At 36.7% G+C, this 21,980-nt stretch carries 24 protein-coding genes; 9 read left to right on the top strand and 15 right to left on the bottom strand.

What is annotated here, in order from left to right; all coding sequences use genetic code 11:
- Nucleotides 1-6: 6 nt before the first annotated feature.
- From QA539_RS02835 to fakB1, 10 genes are all read right to left on the bottom strand, one after another.
- Nucleotides 7-546: a TlpA family protein disulfide reductase gene (locus tag QA539_RS02835; RefSeq protein WP_283721811.1), complete on the bottom strand. Its 540-nt coding sequence runs from the start codon at nucleotides 544-546 to the stop codon at nucleotides 7-9.
- An 82-nt stretch (nucleotides 547-628) separates the two neighbouring features.
- On the bottom strand, nucleotides 629-1,069 hold the full coding sequence (locus QA539_RS02830) for a CHAP domain-containing protein (protein WP_283721812.1): 441 nt from the start codon (nucleotides 1,067-1,069) through the stop codon (nucleotides 629-631).
- A 193-nt stretch (nucleotides 1,070-1,262) separates the two neighbouring features.
- Nucleotides 1,263-2,279 (bottom strand): LysM peptidoglycan-binding domain-containing protein, encoded by a 1,017-nt coding sequence (locus tag QA539_RS02825; RefSeq protein WP_419895410.1) that lies wholly within the window; start codon nucleotides 2,277-2,279, stop codon nucleotides 1,263-1,265.
- A 202-nt stretch (nucleotides 2,280-2,481) separates the two neighbouring features.
- On the bottom strand, nucleotides 2,482-2,793 hold the full coding sequence (gene cccB, locus QA539_RS02820; RefSeq protein ID WP_413474224.1) for a cytochrome c551: 312 nt from the start codon (nucleotides 2,791-2,793) through the stop codon (nucleotides 2,482-2,484).
- Nucleotides 2,794-2,868: 75 nt separating this feature from the next.
- Nucleotides 2,869-3,970, bottom strand: a protein-coding gene (gene prfB, locus QA539_RS02815; protein ID WP_419895409.1) for a peptide chain release factor 2 whose coding sequence is annotated in 2 segments (ribosomal slippage) — nucleotides 2,869-3,897 and nucleotides 3,899-3,970 — 1,101 coding nt in all. Because the reading frame shifts where the segments join, the coding sequence is not laid out codon by codon here.
- Between the two features lie 6 nt (nucleotides 3,971-3,976).
- Nucleotides 3,977-6,505, bottom strand: a complete 2,529-nt coding sequence (gene secA / locus QA539_RS02810) for a preprotein translocase subunit SecA (protein WP_419895408.1) — start codon at nucleotides 6,503-6,505, stop codon at nucleotides 3,977-3,979.
- A 292-nt stretch (nucleotides 6,506-6,797) separates the two neighbouring features.
- On the bottom strand, nucleotides 6,798-7,358 hold the full coding sequence (gene hpf, locus QA539_RS02805) for a ribosome hibernation-promoting factor, HPF/YfiA family (RefSeq protein WP_219494076.1): 561 nt from the start codon (nucleotides 7,356-7,358) through the stop codon (nucleotides 6,798-6,800).
- Nucleotides 7,359-7,422: 64 nt separating this feature from the next.
- The gene (locus tag QA539_RS02800) at nucleotides 7,423-8,103 is read right to left on the bottom strand and encodes a ComF family protein (RefSeq protein ID WP_219494074.1); all 681 of its coding nucleotides are present in this window, start codon (nucleotides 8,101-8,103) and stop codon (nucleotides 7,423-7,425) included.
- Complete coding sequence (locus QA539_RS02795; protein ID WP_419895407.1) at nucleotides 8,078-9,295, bottom strand: DEAD/DEAH box helicase; 1,218 nt, start codon at nucleotides 9,293-9,295, stop codon at nucleotides 8,078-8,080. Before QA539_RS02795 ends, QA539_RS02800 begins: the two co-directional genes overlap by 26 nt.
- A 65-nt stretch (nucleotides 9,296-9,360) precedes the next feature.
- Nucleotides 9,361-10,212 carry a fatty acid kinase binding subunit FakB1 gene (fakB1, locus tag QA539_RS02790; RefSeq protein ID WP_419895406.1) on the bottom strand — a complete coding sequence of 284 codons (852 nt, stop codon included), beginning with the start codon at nucleotides 10,210-10,212 and terminating at the stop codon, nucleotides 9,361-9,363.
- A 133-nt stretch (nucleotides 10,213-10,345) separates the two neighbouring features.
- Between fakB1 and QA539_RS02785 the strand changes: the two genes are divergently transcribed.
- The gene (locus QA539_RS02785) at nucleotides 10,346-10,984 is read left to right on the top strand and encodes a YigZ family protein (RefSeq protein WP_219494068.1); all 639 of its coding nucleotides are present in this window, start codon (nucleotides 10,346-10,348) and stop codon (nucleotides 10,982-10,984) included.
- Nucleotides 10,985-10,997: 13 nt separating this feature from the next.
- On the opposite strand, the gene QA539_RS02780 is transcribed toward QA539_RS02785, so the two are convergent.
- The gene (locus QA539_RS02780; RefSeq protein WP_219494066.1) at nucleotides 10,998-12,044 is read right to left on the bottom strand and encodes a glycosyltransferase family 4 protein; all 1,047 of its coding nucleotides are present in this window, start codon (nucleotides 12,042-12,044) and stop codon (nucleotides 10,998-11,000) included.
- A 190-nt stretch (nucleotides 12,045-12,234) separates the two neighbouring features.
- Here QA539_RS02780 and QA539_RS02775 point away from each other — a divergent pair, with 190 nt between their 5' ends.
- From QA539_RS02775 to pepT, 5 genes are all read left to right on the top strand, one after another.
- On the top strand, nucleotides 12,235-13,092 hold the full coding sequence (locus QA539_RS02775) for a YitT family protein (protein WP_419895405.1): 858 nt from the start codon (nucleotides 12,235-12,237) through the stop codon (nucleotides 13,090-13,092).
- Nucleotides 13,093-13,106: 14 nt separating this feature from the next.
- Entirely contained in the window at nucleotides 13,107-14,171 is a 1,065-nt protein-coding gene (gene gdpS / locus QA539_RS02770) for a GGDEF domain-containing protein GdpS (RefSeq protein ID WP_219494062.1), read from the top strand.
- 13 nt (nucleotides 14,172-14,184) lie between these two features.
- Entirely contained in the window at nucleotides 14,185-14,955 is a 771-nt protein-coding gene (locus QA539_RS02765) for a threonine/serine exporter family protein (RefSeq protein ID WP_120786624.1), read from the top strand.
- Nucleotides 14,952-15,416: a threonine/serine exporter family protein gene (locus tag QA539_RS02760; RefSeq protein WP_419895404.1), complete on the top strand. Its 465-nt coding sequence runs from the start codon at nucleotides 14,952-14,954 to the stop codon at nucleotides 15,414-15,416. Before QA539_RS02765 ends, QA539_RS02760 begins: the two co-directional genes overlap by 4 nt.
- Nucleotides 15,417-15,531: 115 nt before the next feature.
- Complete coding sequence (pepT, locus tag QA539_RS02755) at nucleotides 15,532-16,755, top strand: peptidase T (RefSeq protein WP_419895403.1); 1,224 nt, start codon at nucleotides 15,532-15,534, stop codon at nucleotides 16,753-16,755.
- Nucleotides 16,756-16,832: 77 nt separating this feature from the next.
- On the opposite strand, the gene QA539_RS02750 is transcribed toward pepT, so the two are convergent.
- A complete protein-coding gene (locus tag QA539_RS02750; protein ID WP_219494058.1) occupies nucleotides 16,833-17,903 on the bottom strand; it encodes a glycerate kinase in 1,071 nt (356 codons plus the stop codon).
- Between the two features lie 72 nt (nucleotides 17,904-17,975).
- Complete coding sequence (ytxJ, locus tag QA539_RS02745; protein ID WP_219494056.1) at nucleotides 17,976-18,296, bottom strand: bacillithiol system redox-active protein YtxJ; 321 nt, start codon at nucleotides 18,294-18,296, stop codon at nucleotides 17,976-17,978.
- A gap of 144 nt (nucleotides 18,297-18,440) precedes the next feature.
- Between ytxJ and QA539_RS02740 the strand changes: the two genes are divergently transcribed.
- The gene (locus tag QA539_RS02740) at nucleotides 18,441-18,656 is read left to right on the top strand and encodes a hypothetical protein (protein ID WP_219494055.1); all 216 of its coding nucleotides are present in this window, start codon (nucleotides 18,441-18,443) and stop codon (nucleotides 18,654-18,656) included.
- Between the two features lie 19 nt (nucleotides 18,657-18,675).
- Here QA539_RS02740 and QA539_RS02735 read toward each other — a convergent pair whose 3' ends face one another.
- Nucleotides 18,676-19,575: an EMYY motif lipoprotein gene (locus QA539_RS02735; protein ID WP_219494053.1), complete on the bottom strand. Its 900-nt coding sequence runs from the start codon at nucleotides 19,573-19,575 to the stop codon at nucleotides 18,676-18,678.
- Nucleotides 19,576-19,665: 90 nt separating this feature from the next.
- Here QA539_RS02735 and QA539_RS02730 point away from each other — a divergent pair, with 90 nt between their 5' ends.
- Nucleotides 19,666-20,163: a GrpB family protein gene (locus tag QA539_RS02730; RefSeq protein ID WP_219494051.1), complete on the top strand. Its 498-nt coding sequence runs from the start codon at nucleotides 19,666-19,668 to the stop codon at nucleotides 20,161-20,163.
- 54 nt (nucleotides 20,164-20,217) lie between these two features.
- Nucleotides 20,218-21,132, top strand: coding sequence for a UDP-N-acetylmuramate dehydrogenase (gene murB / locus QA539_RS02725; protein WP_413474199.1), 915 nt, complete (start codon nucleotides 20,218-20,220; stop codon nucleotides 21,130-21,132).
- Between the two features lie 76 nt (nucleotides 21,133-21,208).
- Here murB and QA539_RS02720 read toward each other — a convergent pair whose 3' ends face one another.
- A complete protein-coding gene (locus QA539_RS02720) occupies nucleotides 21,209-21,958 on the bottom strand; it encodes a FixH family protein (protein WP_419895402.1) in 750 nt (249 codons plus the stop codon).
- Nucleotides 21,959-21,980: the final 22 nt, after the last annotated feature.

Genomic DNA, 21,980 nt, shown 5'->3' with positions numbered 1-21,980 from the left:
TCCCTCCTATTGAATCTGCATGATAATTTCTTCTATTTTCTGTTGATTAAGTTCGCCTACATATGTCTTCAATACTTTACCTTGTTTATCGACGAATACCGTCGTAGGAATATTGTAGATTTTATATCGTTTCATCGACGCTTCATCTAACGTGTACATCGGATATGTCGGTTTATAGTTATCGATAAACGCGTCTCTTTTTTCTATTTTATCCTGCACGTTGAATCCAATAAGACCGACATGATTAGGTTTCTCTTTTCCATACGTCACAAGCTCAGGCATCTCTTTCTTACACGGCTCGCACCACGATGCCCAAACATTGATTATCGTAATATCATGTTTTAAAAGTGATGCAATTTCTTTTTTCTGACCATTCATATCTGTAACAGCTATATCACCAATCTGCTTATTATTAAGCGGGTGATTATGTGTCACAATATTACCCGGCTTCTCATTGCCTTTATTAAATTGTATTACAGTATAAATTGAATAAGTTGCTAGTGCAACAAATATAGCAGCTAACAGAATTGTTATCAATCTTCTCATAGGACACCTCATGACATATTATAACAAAAAAACCTTACAACACGAACGGTGTGTAAGATTTAATCATTTTAATATTATTTTATTAGTAAATATATTCAAACTGAGAGCGCTGTGCTTTTGAAATTGTTCTATAAGTCTTCACGCCACTACGTGGATAGTTCATTTCAGAGACGAGTATACTTCCATTGCGATTGATACGTTCTACAACTGCTGCATGCCCATGATAACCTTTTTGAGAAATCATGACTGCACCATATACAGGCGTACGACTCACTTTATAACCCATTCGTCGTGCATTCGATGGCCAGTATTTTGCACTGTTCCAATTGTTACTTACAGGACGTTTAAGTTGTGCACGTCTATTAAACGCATAATATACACAGCTCCCTTTATAATAATAATTGTATCCAGCTTTCTTTACAGGATTATTATAAGCATGTGCCTGTTGACTATTTGGATAAATTGCTTCAGTTGTAGTCCCCAGCATGATTATTGCAATTATTGAAAGTATAACTTTTTTCATGTAATATCCTCCGGTTGTTTTATTAGCTAAATAGATATTACCATATAGAAAAAGCGAAAAATTCAATGTAACTTACATGTAATATATGGTTAATACAACTAACATATAATAATTTGATTATTACATAATGATTGCAGCTCCAAGTTAATTGTTAAAATTAAAAAAATCATGGGACAGGTTGTCCCATGACTTATTAGAATCTGTAATATCCTGCTACTGAACCATTTACGTAACTTACTGGACGTTGTCCAATACCTTCAGATGGATTTAAAGCATCGATCATTTGACCGTTACCAATGTATACCCCAACGTGGCTTCCACCATTGAAATATACTAAATCTCCTGCTTGAGGTGTTGAAACACGTGTTCCTGCAGCCATTTGTGCATATGTTGTACGTGGAATTGATTTCCCTTGAGCAGCGAGTACTTGTTGAGCAAATGCTGAACAATCTACTGCACTAGCAGAGTTCGCACCGTAAACATAAGATTTTCCTGCCGCTATACCATTTGCGACTTGCGCTACATTACCATTTACAGGTGCTTTATAGCTCTTCGCTGGTGCTTGGTATGACTGTTGCGCAGGCGCTTGGTATGACTGTTGTGCTGGCGCTTGGTATGACTGTTGCGCTGGTGCTTGGTATGACTGTTGTGCTGGCGCTTGGTATGACTGTTGCGCTGGTGCTGCCGTTTGCTGTGCTGGTGCTTGGTATGATTGTTGTACTGGCGCTTGGTATGACTGTTGCGCTGGTGCTTCAGCTTGTTGTACTGCTGCCGTTTGTACTGGTGCTTCAGCTTGTTGTCCTACTGGTGCGTTCGCTTGTGTAACAGGTTGAACTGTTTCTGATTGAACTTTAGCAATAGGTGCTGTCAAGTTTAACTTTGTACCTACTTCAATCGTATCTGAAGTTAAGTTGTTCCATGACATAATATCATTCACTGTTAAATCAAATTGAGATGCGATTGTGTGTAATGTATCGCCTTTTTTAACTGTATAAGTATCAGTATTCTCTACCTTTAATGTTTGTCCCACTAAGATAAGATCGCTATTTAAATTATTTAATGTTTTAAGTGCATCTACGCTTGTACCATTCTCTTGTGCAATCGCCCATAATGTGTCACCTGCTTGAACATGATGTTCACTTGCGTATGCTTGTGAAGCTACTCCTGTAACTGCTGTGATTCCCGCAATCGTAACTAATGCTTTTTTCATTATATGTGTTGCCTCCTGAGTTTTAGTGTTCTTAGTAAATTTCTACAAGACATAATATACCATATCCTTACACAATATCTACCAATGTAATATTTTTGTAATGTAATCGTTATGTTTCTATCATAGAACGTAATTTTCAGAAATATCATTTCATAACGAAAAAAGTAGATGAAATATTAATCATTTCACCTACTTTATATTATTATTTCTGTTTTGCTAAATATGCTGCAACTTTTTTTGCATCTTCGCCATCGACTACTTTTGCTGGCATATTCCCTTTACCTTTAATGATGATATCATGAATTTGCTGCTCAGAGTATTTGCTGCCTACCTTTTGTAGATTCGGCCCGCTTGCACCTTCAAGGTTACGTCCATGACACCCTACACAGGAATTATTTGCATAAATTTCTTGTCCCGGATCAGATGAAGTAGTCTTCTTCTCCGCTTCATCTGATCCGCATGCTGCAAGACCTAATAACGATAAAGTAATGATACCTGCATATAATTTTTTCATCGGTCAGCCCCCTAATTTATGATTACTTTAATTATAGCTTATAATTCATAAAAAAGGAAAATTTATAAAATAATCTTACAGCTGACTCTTTAAGTATGCATCGATAAATAAGTCTATATCGCCATCCATTACCGCATTTGTATTTCCGGTTTCAGCGTTTGTTCTATGGTCTTTTACCATAGCATACGGGTGGAATACGTATGAACGGATCTGGCTTCCCCAGCCAATCTCTTTTTGTTCACCACGGATGGCTGCAAGCTCTGCTTCTTGTTCTTCTATTTTCTTTTGATAAAGTTTCGCTTTAAGCATCTTCATTGCTTGCTCTCTATTCTTTATTTGAGAACGTTCATTCTGACAGGTTACTACAATACCTGTCGGCTGATGGGTAATACGCACGGCTGAATCCGTTGTATTAACGTGCTGCCCTCCAGCGCCACTTGCACGATACGTATCGATCTTAATGTCTTCTGTATTAATTTCAATCTCAATATTGTCATTGTCAAACTCTGGTGTAACATCACATGAAACGAATGAAGTATGACGGCGTCCGGATGAGTCGAAGGGAGAAATCCTTACGAGACGATGAACACCTTTTTCAGCCTTTAAATAGCCATAAGCATTATGTCCTTTAATCAGTAAGGTCACACTTTTAATCCCCGCTTCATCTCCCGGTAAGTAATCTACAGTTTCAACTTTGAAACCCTTTTTATCCGCAAATCGTTGATACATCCTTAACAGCATTTCTCCCCAGTCCTGTGATTCTGTACCACCAGCACCTGGATGCAATTCTAATATTGCATTATTCGCATCAAATTCTCCACTCAATAACATCTTAAGTTCAAAGTCATTCGCAATTTGCTGGAGTGTATTGAGCTGCTCGATGAGTTCCTGATGTGTATCCTCATCTGTTTCTTCTTTATACATCTCAAACAGCACTTCACTGTTTTCCAGTCCTTCTTCGAGTGTACTAAACTCCTGAACAACTGATTTAAGTGCATTATTCTTATTGATGATATCTTGAGCCTTATCTCCATCATTCCAGAAATCCGGGTCAGACATCATTTCTTCGTATTCCTTAATACTCGTCTCTTTTTCTTCTAAGTCAAAGAGACCCCCTGAAACTATCAATCTTTTCAGTCAAAGTTTCAAGTGTATTTTTTATTTCAAATTGTTCCAAATCAATTTACCCTCTTCCGTGACAATTTTTATATTTCTTTCCACTACCACAAGGACAAGATTCATTACGACCGATATCTGGTTCTGATTTAACTTTTGGCTGTTGCTTCACTTTTTCTTTGCCATCATTTGCAACCATCGCTTCACCTTTACCGACTTGTTCTCGTTCTACTTGTTCTCCTCTATCAACGATTGATTTCAGAATGTATTTCGAAACATCATCTTCAATAGATTCAAGCATTGTATCAAACAAAGTTAATCCTTCGTTCTGATATTCACGAAGTGGGTTAATCTGACCATAACTACGCAGGTGAATTCCTGTACGTAACTGATCCATCGTATCGATATGATCTGTCCATTTCATATCAATCGTACGTAACATGATCATGCGTTCAAACTCATGGAACTGCTCCTGCAATTCTACTTTTTGATGTTCATATTGCGCCATAACTTTACTCATTACAATGTCATAGATTTCTTCGTTATCTCGTCGACTAATCTCGTCAACTGATAGTGCGCCTTCTGTCAGATACATATCTTCTGCATAATTTTTAAAAGCTTCATAATCATGTGTACTCTCATCACCGGTAAAGTGGTAGTCCACTGCACGACGCACAGATTGTTCAATCATTGCTTTCACTTGATCTGAACAATCATCTTTCTCAAGGATTTCATTACGTTCCGCATAGATGATCTCACGCTGCTTACGCAATACATCATCATATTCTAACGTACGTTTACGGCTATCATAGTTATTTCCTTCAACACGTTTTTGAGCAGATTCTACAGCGCGCGACACCATCTTAGATTCAATCGGCTGATCATCATTCATGCCGAGCTTTGTCATCATCGTAGACATACGTTCCGAACCAAAACGAACCATCAGTTCATCTTGTAACGACAAATAGAATCTAGAATAACCCGGGTCTCCTTGACGTCCTGCACGACCACGTAACTGATCGTCAATACGGCGAGACTCATGGCGTTCGGTACCGATAACTGCTAAGCCACCGCGTTCTTTAACGCCCTCTCCGAGCTTGATATCCGTACCACGACCTGCCATATTCGTTGCGATGGTCACAGCACCTTTTTGACCTGCATTTTGTACAATTTCAGCTTCTCGTTCATGGTTTTTCGCATTCAATACGTTATGGCGTATCCCTTTTTTCTTTAGCAACTCTGAAATATATTCACTTGTTTCAACTGCCACAGTACCTAATAAGACAGGTTGTCCTTCTTTATGACGACGAATCACTTCATCCACAACAGCATGGAACTTCCCTTTTTCTGAAGCGTAGATCAAATCAGCACCATCAATACGTTGTACGGGTTTGTTAGTAGGGATCTGAGTAACGGCCATATTATAGATATTTAATAATTCTTCTTCTTCGGTTTTTGCAGTCCCGGTCATCCCCGATAGTTTATTATACATACGGAAGAAGTTCTGGAATGTAACAGAAGCCATCGTCTTAGATTCATTTTGAATTTCAACTGCTTCTTTCGCTTCAATCGCCTGGTGTAACCCTTCAGAGAATCGACGACCCGGCATTGTACGGCCTGTAAACTGATCAACGATGACAATCTCGCCATCCTCTACAACATAGTCGATATCCTTTAACATAGCGCGTTGTGCCTTTAAAGCAATGTTAATATGATGCATTAAGTTAACATTCTTTACATCATATAAATTATCAACCTTAAACATACGTTCTGCTTTATCGATACCATTTTCAGTTAACTGAATACCTTTTGTCTTCTCATCATAGTTGTAATCAACTTCATCTTTAAGCATCTTAACAAAGACATTGGCCTGAATGTACATGCTCGTCGATTTCTCCGCTTGACCCGAAATAATTAAAGGCGTACGCGCTTCGTCAATTAAGATTGAGTCAACCTCATCAATAATCGCGAAGTTCAGTGGACGCATAACACGTTCTTCCTTATATGTCACCATGTTATCACGCAAATAATCAAACCCAAGTTCATTATTCGTACTATATGTAATATCACAAGCATAGGCTGCACGTTTTTCTTCCGTAGTTAAACTATTTAAATTAACACCTACCGTTAGTCCTAAAAAATTATATAGGTGAGACATTTCTTCTGCTTGTACACTTGCTAGATACTCATTGACTGTAACAACATGTACACCACGACCTGTAAGCGCATTTAAATAAACCGGCATCGTCGCCGTTAACGTCTTACCTTCACCGGTTCTCATCTCTGCAATGTCACCGCGATGAATTGCCACTCCCCCCATAATTTGTACCGGGAAAGGGAACATTCCTAAAACACGACGTGATGCTTCACGCACTACTGCGTATGCTTCGGGTAAAATCTTATTTAAATAAGCTTCTTGTTGTTTATATTCTTCTATCTTTTGTAATTCTACTTGATATTCTTTCGTTTTATTCTGCAATGCTTCATCTGATAAAGATTTCATCTCTTCTTCGAAAGCCTGCACTTGATCAGCAACTTTTCTCAAGGATTTTACTTCCTTCTTGTTGCCGTCAAACATCTTCTTAATAAATCCCATCGTGTTCTCTCCTTTAGTTACAAAGTACATTTGTATACAACATATAACTATAGCATGTATTTAATTGTAATTGAAATATAAAGGTTATGACAAAAGCGTTATGAGCTATAGCAAAATACAGGATATGCAAAGAAAATGGTTTGTGTTTTCTGCATGGCCTGGATTCTGTCGTAAGCTCAGCTTTTGGAATACCGTCAACAAGGTTATGACAAAAGCGTTATGAGCTATAGCAAAATACAGGACATGCAAAGAAAGAAGCCGGAACTGAGGTTCCGACTTCTTTCTTCACTCACTATCGCTCAACTGATGTCTCGATTAATCCATACTTACCATCTTTACGTTTGTAAACAATATTTGTTTCGTTTGTTTCACCATCATTGAAGATGAAGAAATCATGACCTAACATATTCATCTGCAACACGGCTTCTTCTGCATCCATCGGTTTAAGATCAAATTGCTTAGAACGAATGATTTCGATTTCATCCCCTTTTTCCTCTTCAGGTTCAGTACCAGGCAATACAGGGAAAATATCATTTTCCACACCTTTTTCACGGAATTTACGGTTTACTTTCGTTTTATGTTTACGCATTTGACGTTCTAATTTCTCAACGATTAAGTCGACTGCAGCATACAAATCATTATGACGTTCTTCTGCACGCAATGTCACATTTTTAAGAGGAATCGTAACTTCTACTTTAGATTTACCGTCTTGATAAGTTTTAATCTTCACATGTGCATTCGCTTCCGGCACGTTCGTGAAGTATCTTTCAAGTTTGCTAAGCTTCTCCTCGATATAATTTCTGATTGCATCCGTTACAGTGATGTTGTCACCATGAATTTCAAATCTAAACATAAAGCATCGCTCCTTTTGAAACTATTCTTATGATGTTTCTTCCTAACTCTATTTTACCAAATATTCAGGCTCTTGCAAACGCTAACACCTCTACTCGACAATCTTTATTGGATAATAATACACTCGCTGCCTGATGCACAGTTAAACCTGTCGTATAAATATCATCTATTAGTAATATACGTGCTCCTGGTTTTAGCGGTTGTTTCATATAGAAAGGGTTGGTTTGCTGCAGGCGTTCTTTCTTCGTCATTCTGGACTGCTTATCGCGATAATGCGTTCCTAACACATCATGATGGAGTATTTGTGCTGCGTCTAATATTGCAGCAACTTGATTGAATCCTCTATCGTGCAGTCGCGTTTTTGATATCGGCATCGCGATGATATGGTCATACTTTTTAAAGAAGTGCGCTGAGTAATGGAGTAATAATATTTCCGCAAATGCCTTGCTAAGGATATAGTCACCCAGTCCTTTATACTGTAAGATCATAGATTTTACAAAGGGCGTGTAATCAGCAATAGTATAAATTTTTTCTATTTTTACATTTAATTTTGCAAGAAATAGGCAGTCTCTGCATTCCATTTCATCCTCAGCAAGTTTTTTATGACAGTGTTCACAACGTCTCGTATCCATCTTCGTAAATGATGCGGTACACTGTTCACATAAAAACTTCGGCTTATGGAATAATGTATTAATTGTAAGGGTGAGTGGTATCAGCTCTTCACACTGCAGACATCGATTGACCATGCTTTTTATTCATCCTTTTAATTGTTTGTATCGCTCTCGTCATATGGCCGCTTAGGCCTTCGTGAAAGAAGACGACTTCTCCATTCATACTTGCCCCTTTTCTATCGACCCTGCCTGCAATCTGTACGAGGCTGTCCCACGTGAACCGTTCACTATTGATGACCCAGACCGATAAGTTCTCTTGCGTAAATCCACGCTCCAATATGGTCGTTGTAAATATGAAGCGATATTCTCCACATCGAATGGCTTCTACCTTATCATGGCGTTCATCATCATTTGAGTAAACAATCGTCCCATCCGCTTGTAGAGATTCAGGAAGCGCAGCATAATATTTTTCCATTTGCTTAATATCATTAAAGAAGATGAGCGTCGTATTAACAATATCTTTAAGTTTCTGTTCTAACGATCTGCTATTAATTTTGTAATAGTGAAGTTTCGGTAGCGGCAAGGGACGATTATGATATCGTGACGGTAAATAAATATGAGGGAGCTTCATTAAATGTGCTGGTGGTGTGGCTGACAGATAGATGATTGTTCCTTTTTCATGCATAGCTCGTTTAAGTACTTCTGACAGGCGTGGATCGTAGCTCATCGGGAAGGCATCAATTTCATCCACGATAATTAATTCAAAATGCTCATTGAACTGAATAAGCTGCTGCACAGTTGTAACGACGAGGCGACCTGCTGTTAGCCCCTGATGACCTCCGTACAGCACATCAATCTGTATTCTTGGCATATATTCCTGCATGCGTAGTGCTAATTCTTTTACAACGTCAGTTCTCGGTGCTGCAATCGCAACGTTACATCCTTCCTTTCTAGCTTCAACAACTGCCTGCAACATCATTTCTGTCTTACCTGCACCCGTCACAGCATAGAGCAGACTATCTTGATTCTTATGAAACTGTCCTACAATATAATCACTCGCACGCTTTTGCTGGGCTGTAAGTTCGAACGGGAGATGTAGTGTTACAACTTCTGCCTTCTTCTGACATGGTTCAAGTGCTATAAAGTTTTTCGTTGTCGCATAATGAGAGAGACAGGTGCGACAATATACAATCTCCTTGTCTATTCCTTCGTGATAATAGCTATGAAACAAATATTGTTTATCGTTCAGACAATAGTTACAGTGATATTTATTTCCTTTTTTTATTACAGAAGGAATATCAGCATTATCAGTTATATATTGCAGCATATTTACCTCCATAAAAATAAGCACACTTAAATAAGTGTGCTGAAATAATAATAATATGAAAGACTTTACTGAAAAAATTCAAACTTATGGTGTACATAGCCAATACCAAGTGCTTTTTCTCCAACATGCGTACCGATAACCGGACCGAAATAACTTTTAATGACATCTGCATCCGGAAACTGAGATTTCAAATGTTGCATGATCACTTCTGCTTCTTCCTCTGCGTTGGCATGTATGACTACAAGTGTAGCTGGCGCAGCCACTTCTTGTTTAATTTTATTCTGGACGAACTGCACTGCTTTTTTCTTCGTGCGAACTTTATCATAAGGAACTATGATCTTATCTTCAAAATATAATATCGGTTTTACTTGCAGCATACTTCCTATAATTGCCTGTGCACCATTAAGCCGACCACCTTTTTGAAGATTCTTCAAGTCATCAACCAGAAGATAAGCATTTGAATGTGCTCTTAACAGCTTTAATTCTTCGATAATTTGTTGTGGTGATAATATATCCTTAAGCTCAGCTGCACGAAGTGTATACATACCTGCTACCATACACGCAATTTCACTGTCAAAGGCATGCATATTGATGCCTTCTACCATCTCTCCTGCAGTAATTGCATTCTGATATGTTCCACTGATCCCGCTTGATAAATGTATCGCAATACAATCCGTATAACCATCAGATTTCAGCTGTTCTAGTAATGTAATATATTCGCCTGTTGTTGGCTGACTTGTCGTAGGAAGCTGTCTCTCAGAACGCATACGCTCGTAGAACTGCGTTGCAGCATATTCAGCTTCAACAAAGACTTGATCTTTGAATATTACATTCAGTGAAATTACGCGTATATCATAACGATCGATCATTTCCTGTGAAAGATAGCTCGTTGAATCAGTAATTATTGCCGTTTTCATTTATACCCTCCATTCCAATACATCCCATTTTATATTCTATACAGTTTATAAATAAAAATAAAGGATAAAGATATATGATAGAATTTTAAAATTTTTGTTAAAATAATGATTATAATATAAAGAGGTGACCTACTTGAAAAACTTTATCACAATTAAGCAGAATATTGAACAAGAAACAGTGATTAATAAATCACGATTTATTACATATCTATTTAAAGTCGAAAACGAAGATGAGGCAAAGGCAAAGATTGACGAGATAAAAGCATTACATAAAGATGCTACTCACAATTGCTCAGCTTATACAGTCGGTGACAGCCACCAGATTCAAAAAGCAAATGATGATGGCGAACCTAGTGGTACTGCAGGCGTACCGATGTTAGAATCTTTGAAGAAAAATGACATCCATAACGTTGTGGCCATTGTCACACGTTACTTCGGTGGTATCAAGCTTGGCAGTGGTGGTTTAATCCGCGCTTATCAAGGTAGGGTGTCTGAAGCGATTCAGCTAGCTGGTAAAGTAATCTATAAAAACGGGCTGATGATTCAGGTAACATTACCCTATGAGCTCTCGGGAAAGTTTGAACACGCCATCGACGACAAATTTATCATCATAAATCAAACATATACAGATAAAGTGATATATGACGTACAACTTGTTTCTGAAGATAAAGATGAATTCATTAACTTTGTTACAGAACTCACACAAGGCCTCCCAGTTATCCAAGTGAAATCTGAACTGATGCTCCCATTCGACATCAGAAATAACATCTAGAGTGCTCTAGATGTTATTTCTTTATAATGCTGCGCATGAAGTTGAGTAATGGCTGATGGGTATCATCTATTAATCCAGTAAATTCAACGATTAATTCAATCGTGATAATCAACAGCAGCACGATTAATATCGCACCCCACACTGAGGATAGATATAAGATGACTGAGGCAACGCTAAACAATGCTGCAATTGAATAGATGAGCATCACTGTCTGAGGATGCGTATAACCAAGCTGCAGTAATTTGTGATGCAGATGTGACTTATCTGCCTGCATAATCGGCTTGCCTTGTCTATATCTACGAATCATTGCAAACGACATATCGATAAACGGCACTGCAAGGATAATGACAGGGAAGAACAGAGAAATTAACGTGATATTCTTAAACCCAAGAAGACTAAGGACACCGATAATAAATCCTAGCATTAACGCACCGTTATCTCCAAGAAAGATACGTGCCGGATAAAAGTTATATTTCAAGAAGCCGAGTAATGCTCCGATGAGTACACTACAGAGCATCATGATAAATATATTCTGCTGAATGATGGCGATAAACCCTATCGTCGCTAAGGCAATACCGGAAACTCCTGCTGCAAGACCATCTAGACCATCAACAAGATTGATTGCATTTGTTACAGCTACAATCCATAGTATTGTCATTGGAATACTAAATATTCCAAATTCAATGACGATACCGAATGGTAAAGTAATCAAGTCTAACGTAATTCCGTGATAGACGACGATTGTTGCAACCCCGATTTGTGCAATGAGCTTGATTATAGCCGGAAGATCAATAAAATCATCAATAAGGCCCGTTATTTGTATGAGTATCGCACCGATAATAATTGGATATATTTCTTTTTCAACTGGCTGTCCAATCCATAAACCGAACAAAAATGCACATAGGATTATCACCCCACCCAGCATCGATACTGGTTTAGTATGTACTTTACGGTAATTGGGTTTATCGACAGCACCAATGAAGTATGAAAATCTGATAATTATAGGTGTAAGTACGAAAGAGAATAATGCTGTTATAATGATTAGTTTTAATGTGAGCATGTGTACACCTCTTGAATTCATTCTTCTTAATAATATCACAATTAATGATGTTATCAATTAATTTCTATAATAAGTAATAATTGACTATGCATTTTATTTATTTCATAATAAGACGGTTAAGGTCTAATTATGAAATTATTTACGCAAAGCATCTTGCTTTGCTTATTTTTTAATGGATGGAGAGGATAATATGCAATTGAACAGAACAATAATGGATATTCTCTATACTTTAATCGGGTCGATTATTGTAGGCATAAGCTACAATCTATTTTTGTTACCTGGCAAGATTGCTGCAGGTGGGATTTCAGGTTTAAGTACAATCCTTAATCACCTATTCCATCTAGACCCGTCGATTGTGCAGTTTATCTTCAACTTACCTATTTTTATAATTGGTTGGTTTGCATTAGGCCGTTCGTTTAGCCTGAAGACTTTAATTGCAACGTTCCTCGTGCCACTTACAATTTTTTTAACACAAGATATTGTACAATACGGCACTAAAGATGCATTATTAGCTTCACTCTATGGTGGTATCGTGCTCGGTATCGGGCTTGGACTTGTCTATAGAGGAAACGGTTCTACAGGTGGGACAGCGACCCTTGCTCAGATCGTCAGAAAGTATAGCGGTCTATCAAGTGGATATGCACAGCTCGTTGTCGATGCGTTTGTCGTAATTTTAAGTGCTTTTGTATTTAATTTCGAACTTGCATTATATGCATTAATTTCTATATTTGTTACAAGTAAAGTAATAGATATCGTTCAACTTAGAACTGGTGACAACAAACTTGTTTTTATCATTACTTCAAAGGAAGCACAAGTGATAGATATTATTCACAATAAAATTGAGCGTGGTGTAACCTCTGTCAATGCCTTTGGTGGCTTTGACCGCAATGGTAAAACCATATTGTTTTCTGTCATGGAACAAACAGAAGCAATTTATTTTAAAAATCTGATAACAGAAGAAGAACCAGATTCTTTCGTAATCTTTATTAACACTTCTGAAATAATAGGACGAGGGTTCAGCGCTGCAAAAATATACCGCTCAAAATAGGAAGGAGAACTTATATGATTGAAGCAATTATCTATAATATCGCTGTAACTGTCAGTGGTATTTACTTATTCCATAGAATTCAGTTTTTTGAAGATAGGGAAATCATCTTCAAGAAACCTTATATCGCACTACTCATGACCACTATCGCTATACTGTTATTGACGTATCCGATTGGCTATAAAGAAATTTCGTTCAACCTTGCCTTTGTTCCTCTACTTTTTCTCGGTAGATTTACAAACTTTTTTTATACATTTTTAAGTGCATGCATTATTGTTGTAGTAGATATATATCTATTAGGAACGTCATTTCCTTCTTCACTCTATTTGCTGATCATCGCTACTGTAGTGAGCATGATTGGACCGTTCATCAAATTACAGGACATACAAGCTATTCAAGTGCTGAATTTAATCAGTATCTTAATCATCGCAGTATATACCTGGATTAAACAGATGTTTATCATTAATGAGATGATACTTTTGATTATTTCCAGTTTCATACTATCTTTAAGTTCGAGCGTGATGTTTGTGGATATATGGCGTGTACAGAAAATGCTGAGTCGCTTCAACAAAGAACATGTCGTGGATTATTTAACCGGCTTAGGAAATGTGCGTGCATTTGACAGATATTTAAACGTCATCAGCCGCCAGTCCTCTGAGCAAAAACAGTCACTTTCACTATTACTTATCGATATCGATGACTTTAAAGAGGTCAATGATAAGTTTGGTCATGATGCTGGAGATGCAGTATTAAAACAAATGTCGCAAGTTCTAAACAACTATGTTCCTGATCAATCTAAAATCTTCAGAAATGGCGGCGAAGAATTCTCAGTTATCTTTAATGACAAGTCATTAAATGATACAGTAAAGATTGCAGAAAGCATAAAAAACGGTGTAATAAACTCTACGTTCCACCTGCAAAATAGAGAAACGATTCATCTTACAGTAACAATTGGAGTCGGATATATTCCAAGATCTGAAATTAAGACACATCGTAAAATCTTTAAAGAAGCAGATGAAATGTTGCATGCTGCGAAAAAACAAGGAGCAAATACGATTATGTTCAACCCTATCATTAAGTAAAAAGGAGAAAAAGATGCTTTCAAATCAACTTTACGATGAACAAAAAGTAAAAGATGTTGCAATGCTTGCAGGTAGAATCCTTCTCGAGTCAGGAGCAGAAACCTATCGGGTGGAAGATACGATGACGCGAATCGCAGAATTTTACGGACTTCATAACACGCATAGTTTTGTAACACCTACTGCGATCATCTTCTCTCTTAACGAAAAAAGTTCGACACGCTTATATCGTGTATCAGACCGTACTACCGACCTCGAAAAGATTTCAGAAGTCAATGAAATCTCACGAGCGATTACATCAGGAAAAGTTTCTTTAGAATCCGCAAAGATGGCACTGTCTATATTAGATAAAGAAAACCTTCAATACAAATTCTGGCTTAAAGTTTTGTCTTCAGGTATTGTATCCTTACTGTTTCTATTTATGTTTGACGGTAGCCCGTCAGATGCAATACCTGCATTTATTAGCGGACTCGCTGGATATTATATTTGTGAGCGTATAGGAGCATATTTTAAGATTCGTTTTTTCGCTGAGTTTGCAGGTTCAGTCGTGATTGCTTTAATTGCCATCGCATGTGTGCAGTACTTTTTCAGTGAATCGCTCGATAAAATCATCATATCGGGTGTTATGCCCCTTGTACCAGGGGTCCCAATCACAAATGCAATTCGTGATATGATGGCAGGTCAGCTCATTGCCGGTATTACTAAAGGTGTAGAAGCGGCGCTTACCGCTTTCGCAATTGGTGCAGGTGTCGGCGTGATCTTCATCATCTTTGGAGGTACAATATGATCATTTTTCAAACTTTCATCAGTTTTTTCGCGACTTTATTCTTCTCGATTATCTTTAATGCGCCAAGAAAATTACTTATTGCTTGTGGATTTGTTGGTGCCATTGGCTGGATTGTCTATTACATTGCGAATTCAAATGGATTATCTGATGCTGTGAGTATATTCCTTGGAAGCTTCGCTCTTAGTCTATGTGCACATATTCTTGCACGAATTTATAAACGTCCTGTTATCATCTTTAATGTATCAGGTATCATACCACTCGTTCCCGGTGGTGTCGCTTACGATGCAACAAAGAACCTGATTATCTCTGATTTTAGTGAAGCAATTATTAAAGGGAGTCAGGCGACATTATCTTCTGGCGCAATTGCATTTGGTCTATTGATTGCGGAAATGCTATTTTTAACGACTATGAAAATGTATAAACATTTTAAACATAAGAATAAAAAAACTAGGAACGTTTGATGTTAAATAAACGTTCCTAGTTTTTTAAAATTTTTCTTTCGGATTTCGTAGTTTATTCATGACACATATTCATTTTAAGTATAGAATAATAATAATGAAGACAGGAGGAATACAGATGAAAGAAAAACTAATTGATAGACTTACTTCTTATGTTGTTATCGATACACAGTCCGATGCTTCTAGTACAACAACACCATCAACGGATAAACAGTGGAATCTTCTTAATCAGCTTAAACAGGAAATTGAGCAATTAGGTCTTGAAACGGATATCGATGAATTTGGTTACTTATTTGCAACATTGCCATCCAATACTGATAAAGAAGTTCCTGTTATCGGTCTGTTAGCACATGTAGATACAGCTACAGATTTCACTGGAACAAATGTTAATCCTCAGATTATTCAATCTTATGATGGTGATGCTATCACTTTAAAGAGTGGGCTTAAGATTGAAACTGAAAAGTTCCCAGAACTCTCGCTTTACAAAGGACACACATTAATTACGACAGATGGTACTACATTGCTTGGGGCGGATAACAAAGCAGGTATCGCTGAAATTATGACAGCAATAGAATACTTGATTGCCCACCCTGAGATCAAACACGGCAAGATTCGTTTCGGCTTTACTCCAGATGAAGAAATCGGACGCGGGCCGCATAACTTTGACGTAGAACGTTTTGGTTGTGATTTTGCATATACGATCGACGGAGGCCGTCGTGGAGAACTACAATATGAAAGTTTTAATGCAGCAGGCGTCAATATTACGTTTAACGGGGTAAATGTGCATCCGGGAAGCGCTAAAGATAAAATGGTGAATGCGCTCAACCTTGCAGTACGCTTCCAGTCTTCTTTACCGGCAAACGAAGTACCGGAACATACAGAAGGTTATGAAGGCTTCTTCCATTTGATGGAGTTGAATGGAAATGTTGAACGTGCACAACTTTCATATATTATAAGAGATCATTCTCGTGAGCAGTTTGAAGCACGTAAAGTAACGATGCGTGACATCATAACGTCTATACAGAAAGAATATGGTGAACAAGCTGCGCATATCGAGATTAATGATCAGTATTATAATATGGGCGAGAAAATTACACCACATCCACAGCTTATAGATATCCCACTTGAAGTAATGAAATCATTAAACATAGAACCAATTGTTGAACCGATTCGTGGGGGTACTGATGGCAGTCAGTTATCATATATGGGTTTACCTACACCAAACTTATTTACAGGTGGAGAAAATTATCATGGCCCATATGAATACGTCTCTGTTGATGATATGGAACGTGCTGTTATGAATATCGTTGGTATATTACAGAAGTTTGAAGAGAAAGCTTAAGCTTCAACATCCTCATCACTATAACAAGACCCGAACAACGCAGGCATAATTTATGTCTACACTGTTCGGGTCTTATATTACTTACTTAATTTCATGATACTTTGAATAGCTTGCTGCAACTGTAATCCGATCTGTATATCTTCTGTAAGCTCAGTAACTTCTGGATAGACATTTAGTGGTACGACGCTATCCTTTATATGATGCGCAAGAAATTGTTTGCCTGCAGAAAGATAAATATATTGCTTACTTTCATCGATGCGATTGTTGATTTCACTGACGATCAATGAGCCTGATGTCTCTTCGTTACTTCCTCCACCATAAATAATCACATCTGCTTCTTCTAATAAAGATTCAATATGCGTTCGTTCAAAGATGAGTTGTGCGGAAGTTCTGATATCTGCTTTAAAGTATTGTTCAAAGATTGTTCTAAGCGCTCCACCATCCCCTCCATATGGAGAGTATGTATAATCTAAGCCGTGCTTTTTAAATTGCTGTAGCATATACCATATACTATTATCTACTCGTTGCTTAACGTCAAAAGCATAGTCCTGCGCACTGACTTGACTTTTTTTTCCGTAATTATGATATTTATGGTCAGAAATAATTTTGAAGTTCACATGTTTTAATCTTGAATCCATATCATCAAAATGCATGTAACGTACAAATTTAAGCAGCCCTTGATGCATCACACTATCAATCAACTGGTGATCTCGATCATAGAACTTAGCACCTAATGCCTGTAGCATCCCTGCACCTGCATCGAATACTGCAACATTTCCTAACGAGATAATAAAGGATGTCATTCCCATATCCAAACCATTCATCAGCATCTGACCAAGTCCGTAACTTGACGTTTCTTCAGGCACTTCACTATTTAAGAACTGTCCTGCATCAATTAGCATTGTATCGTGAGCAACACGTGCGACTTGAATATCTGTTTCAACTAAATTGCCATTATATACTTGCTGTGAGAGTTTCGCGCCTTTTTCCCATGTGAGCAGAGCATCAATCATATTTTTATCGCTCTCAAATAATGGTACCATCACTACATTTGCATCTTCTGTCTCTATCCCGTCATATACATACTGATTCGCATGTTGAGAATACAACGTATTAAAGAAAGTATCCATCGCTATTAATATCTTCATCGTTTCCTCCAAAATAAATAACTAATAGAAATTCTATTAGTTATCGATTGTTTTGATAAAGCATCGTACATTCTATTCTTCTGCTTTAGAAAGATTTGCTATTGTAATATTTCTATGACTGTCATGCCATTTCACAGTTTTATCTGAGAAATAAAAAGCTTGAGGAGATTCATGCTTTACTTTAGTTAAATCAGCAATATAGTCTGAAAGTTCTCTAGCCTGCTGAACAATTAAGTAATAACCATTAATATCTCTTTCATACATAAAGTTCTCGAACTGGTCATATGCACTTGCAGAGATCGGACAAGTGTCAGAGTGTTTCAGGAAATATACATTCGTATGTTCTTCTAATAACTTCTCGAACTGCTCGATTGTATTAATTTTAATCATCATCTTATTTTTCCACCTATCTGTGCCTTCAAAGATAAAATATATCACGCTTCTACGTATTTAGCAATCGCATTAATATTTATTATACCCCTATCTTAATATAATACACATGATATAATGAAATAAATATCTTTATTGGAGGTTATAATGAATCAAAAATATCCATTAAAACGCTGGACTTTCGTAGATACTATTAATTTATGTCTGTTTATTTACGTAGTATTGTTTGTCATTGATTTCAAAAATCATAGTGGACTTTCATTCATCATTATTGCTGCATTTATCATCTGGGTGCTTACAGTAATTTCTAAAAACATCATCATATCAAAGAAACAGAAGGAACAACAATATTTAAAAAAATAAATGATACCTTATAATGGTATCATTTATTTTTTTCTTCTAGCTTTCCTAATGCTTCATAATATTCATCATCGATTGACTGGATATATTTTGTGTTTTTCAGAATATCTTGAATCGGCATATTTTGTAACTTGGTTTCAATATTCATCGCAAGCTTACGTTCTCTATAATAATTCATCAGGCTATAATAAATTTCAATTGTTGCTTTACGCATACCCAATACATTTTTTGAAGAGATCTGAGTCTGATTAAGTTTGTCAATATTCGATTTTAGAAATGGGAGTAGTTTACTTTCAATATACTGCTGCTTTTGTTTAACCGTTGCATCAGTTGATAAATATTCAACTTTGTTTTTAAGCTGCTCACTATTGTCATTAATAACATCCGCTAATAGTTCGTATTCCTTTGCGTCTTTCCCATTGGCTGAAACTTGATTTGCATATTGTTCACTTAAAGCCTTATTTTTTTCAAATACTTCCGTATACTGAAGTATCTTTTCATTAGATTGAATCGATTGATTAAACAACTTCATATAGTGTTCCAGATCCAGAATAAACTGTTTTTTCTTGATTAAATTTCTTTTATAAATGTTATGAACTTCCTTTACTTCAGAGGTTTCAGGGTTAATGGCTTTCACTTTTTGTTCATAAACTTTCAACTGAGGTCTTATCTTGTTATGTATCGATTCTTCAATTAACTTCAACTTCTTTTTCTTTTCTTCTGTTACTTCCGATCCGAGCAATTGATCAGCTTTATCTAAACCTAGTTTATCCAATTCATGTACAAGCTTCTTTTCTTCTGATTGTACATCATGCATTTCCGCTTTATAATTTTTAATATCAGATGTCACTTTATCCCCACACGCTGCAAGAATAATTGATATACTCATTATTAAATATATAAATATATTAATTTTATTCATATCGGCTCTCCTTAGATATCAATATTATACCTAAAAATGATTAGAATGAAAACATGATTTATTTTTTCAAACTTGAAAGGAAGATTTAAAATGAAAGTAAAACCTAATAATTTTATCAACTATTCCCCTGATCGCTATGTATCAGAGTACAAAATAATACAGCAAAGTTTATTAAACCTGCTCGATTCACCAGTGATTAAAACATATCATATCGGCTCAACTGCAATTGAAGGAGCAAATACTTCAGGAATTATCGATATTCTTGTAATTGTGAAGCGACTTCATGAAATAACGACATTGGATGAAAAACGTTTAAACTTATCAGGATTTTATAGATTACATCATCCATATAAGAAAAAATGTGTCTTTTCTCAGTTTGATAGTCTTAAAACACTTAATGAACAAGTTCGACTTCATATTGTTGAGAAAGATAGTAAAAAACAAGTTCAATATTTGGAAGGGCAACGCTATTTACTGAATCATATTACGGAATATAATCATTTTAAACAGAAGATTGATGCACATCTCAACTTGAAACAATATGAAGATGAAAAATCGTCATGGTTTCATCAATGTCTTTCTGTCTAATTATGCTATCCTTTGCTATAATGAGGAATGAATTCAATGAAAGGGCGAACATTTATGCAATTACATACTATAGTCGATCAGCTGAAGAAATCTATTCAGTCAGAACATATAAAAATCAATGAACCATTAAAGAAATATACTTATACGAAAACTGGTGGCAATGCTGATATATATGTCATACCGACAAACTATGCAGAGGTACAGGCCGCATTAAATGTAGCTAAACAAAATGATATCCCAGTTACATTTTTAGGAAATGGTTCAAATATTATCATTCGAGATGGTGGCATTAGAGGCATTGTTATCAGTCTACTTAACCTTACCAAAATAAAAGTTAATGGGCAGTGTATAACTGCCAGCAGTGGTGCAGCGATTATCGATGTTAGCAGAACTGCAAGAGACCATCATTTAACCGGTCTTGAATTTGCGTGTGGTATTCCAGGCTCTGTTGGCGGTGCTGTATTTATGAACGCTGGAGCTTATGGCGGTGAAATTAAGGATGTGATTGATCATGCTTTAGTCATTAACCATGAGGGTGAAATCATCTCACTTGATAATCAGGCATTAGAACTTGACTACCGTACTAGTATTATCCAAAAAGAACATTTTGTCGTACTTGAAGCTAGTTTTAAGCTTGCTCCTGGGGATATTCAGTCTATCCAGTCACAAATGGACATACTCACTGAACGTCGAGAATCAAAGCAGCCACTAGAATACCCATCTTGCGGCAGTGTGTTTAGACGTCCACCGGGTCACTTTGCTGGTAAACTTATTCAAGAGGCACAGTTACAAGGTCACATCATCGGCGGCGTGCAAGTGTCTGAAAAACATGCTGGTTTTATCGTAAATGTGAACGAAGGAACTGCGACTGATTACGAAAATATGATTGCCCACATTCAGGAAACTGTCTATAAAAATTCAGGCATTGCGCTAGAAACAGAAGTAAGAATTATCGGAGAACCATTATAATAAAAAGAGTTAATATTAGCCAAAAAGAGCTTGAGATATACAGTATGATATCTCAAGCTCTTTATTATTGACGCGCTTATTTCACTTCAAATTCTGTATCATTATGAACATGAAAGTCAGGTTGCTTTTCTGCATGTGCTGTAACGGTATATTTTCCACTCTCAGCAAATGTATGTTTTGTTTCATATTCTCCGAGTTTACTTTCCTGCAAGTCCACCCACTCAGTCTTTCCAGAAGGTGTCTTCACTTCAAATCTTGCAACAGATGCCTCTGTTAACGGCTTGCCTTCTGCATCCATTACATGCATCATTAATGTTGTTTCTTTATCTTTCTCTGCTTTAATATCCATTATATGTATCATACCGGCATGATGGTGATCTTGATGACTATGCTGTTGTGCAGCATCTCCAATCGTTATTTCTTTATTCGGCATTGTATGCTGGTTAAATGCTGTAACATGGCTAATAATGTTATATGTGCCATCTTCTTTAAAGTTATATGTAAACGTGTAAACACCATCTTTCGCTTCTTTAACTTTTTCTTTAACAGAATTTTTTGTATCGCCATCTTTAATCACTTCAAACATTACTTCATCAGCATCATTCACTTTTTCTTTTCCATGTTTCACGAGTGCTTTAATTTCTACTGTTTTCCCCTTTTCTACATGCTCAGGTACAGTTAGATCTACCGTTAACGGTTGTACTTTTTTATCAGATGTTGTTGCATGATTTTCATGCCTTTCATGCCCTTCTTTCTTTTCTTCTTTGCCACATGCTGCTAAAGCAACTGTGCATAGACCTATCATCAATAATCTTTTAGCGTTCATAATGTTCCTCCTCAATATTTAT

The organism is Macrococcus psychrotolerans (assembly GCF_038095555.1).
Taxonomy (GTDB): Bacteria; Bacillota; Bacilli; order Staphylococcales; family Staphylococcaceae; genus Macrococcoides; species Macrococcoides psychrotolerans.
This window is presented reverse-complemented; position numbering and strand designations above follow the sequence as displayed.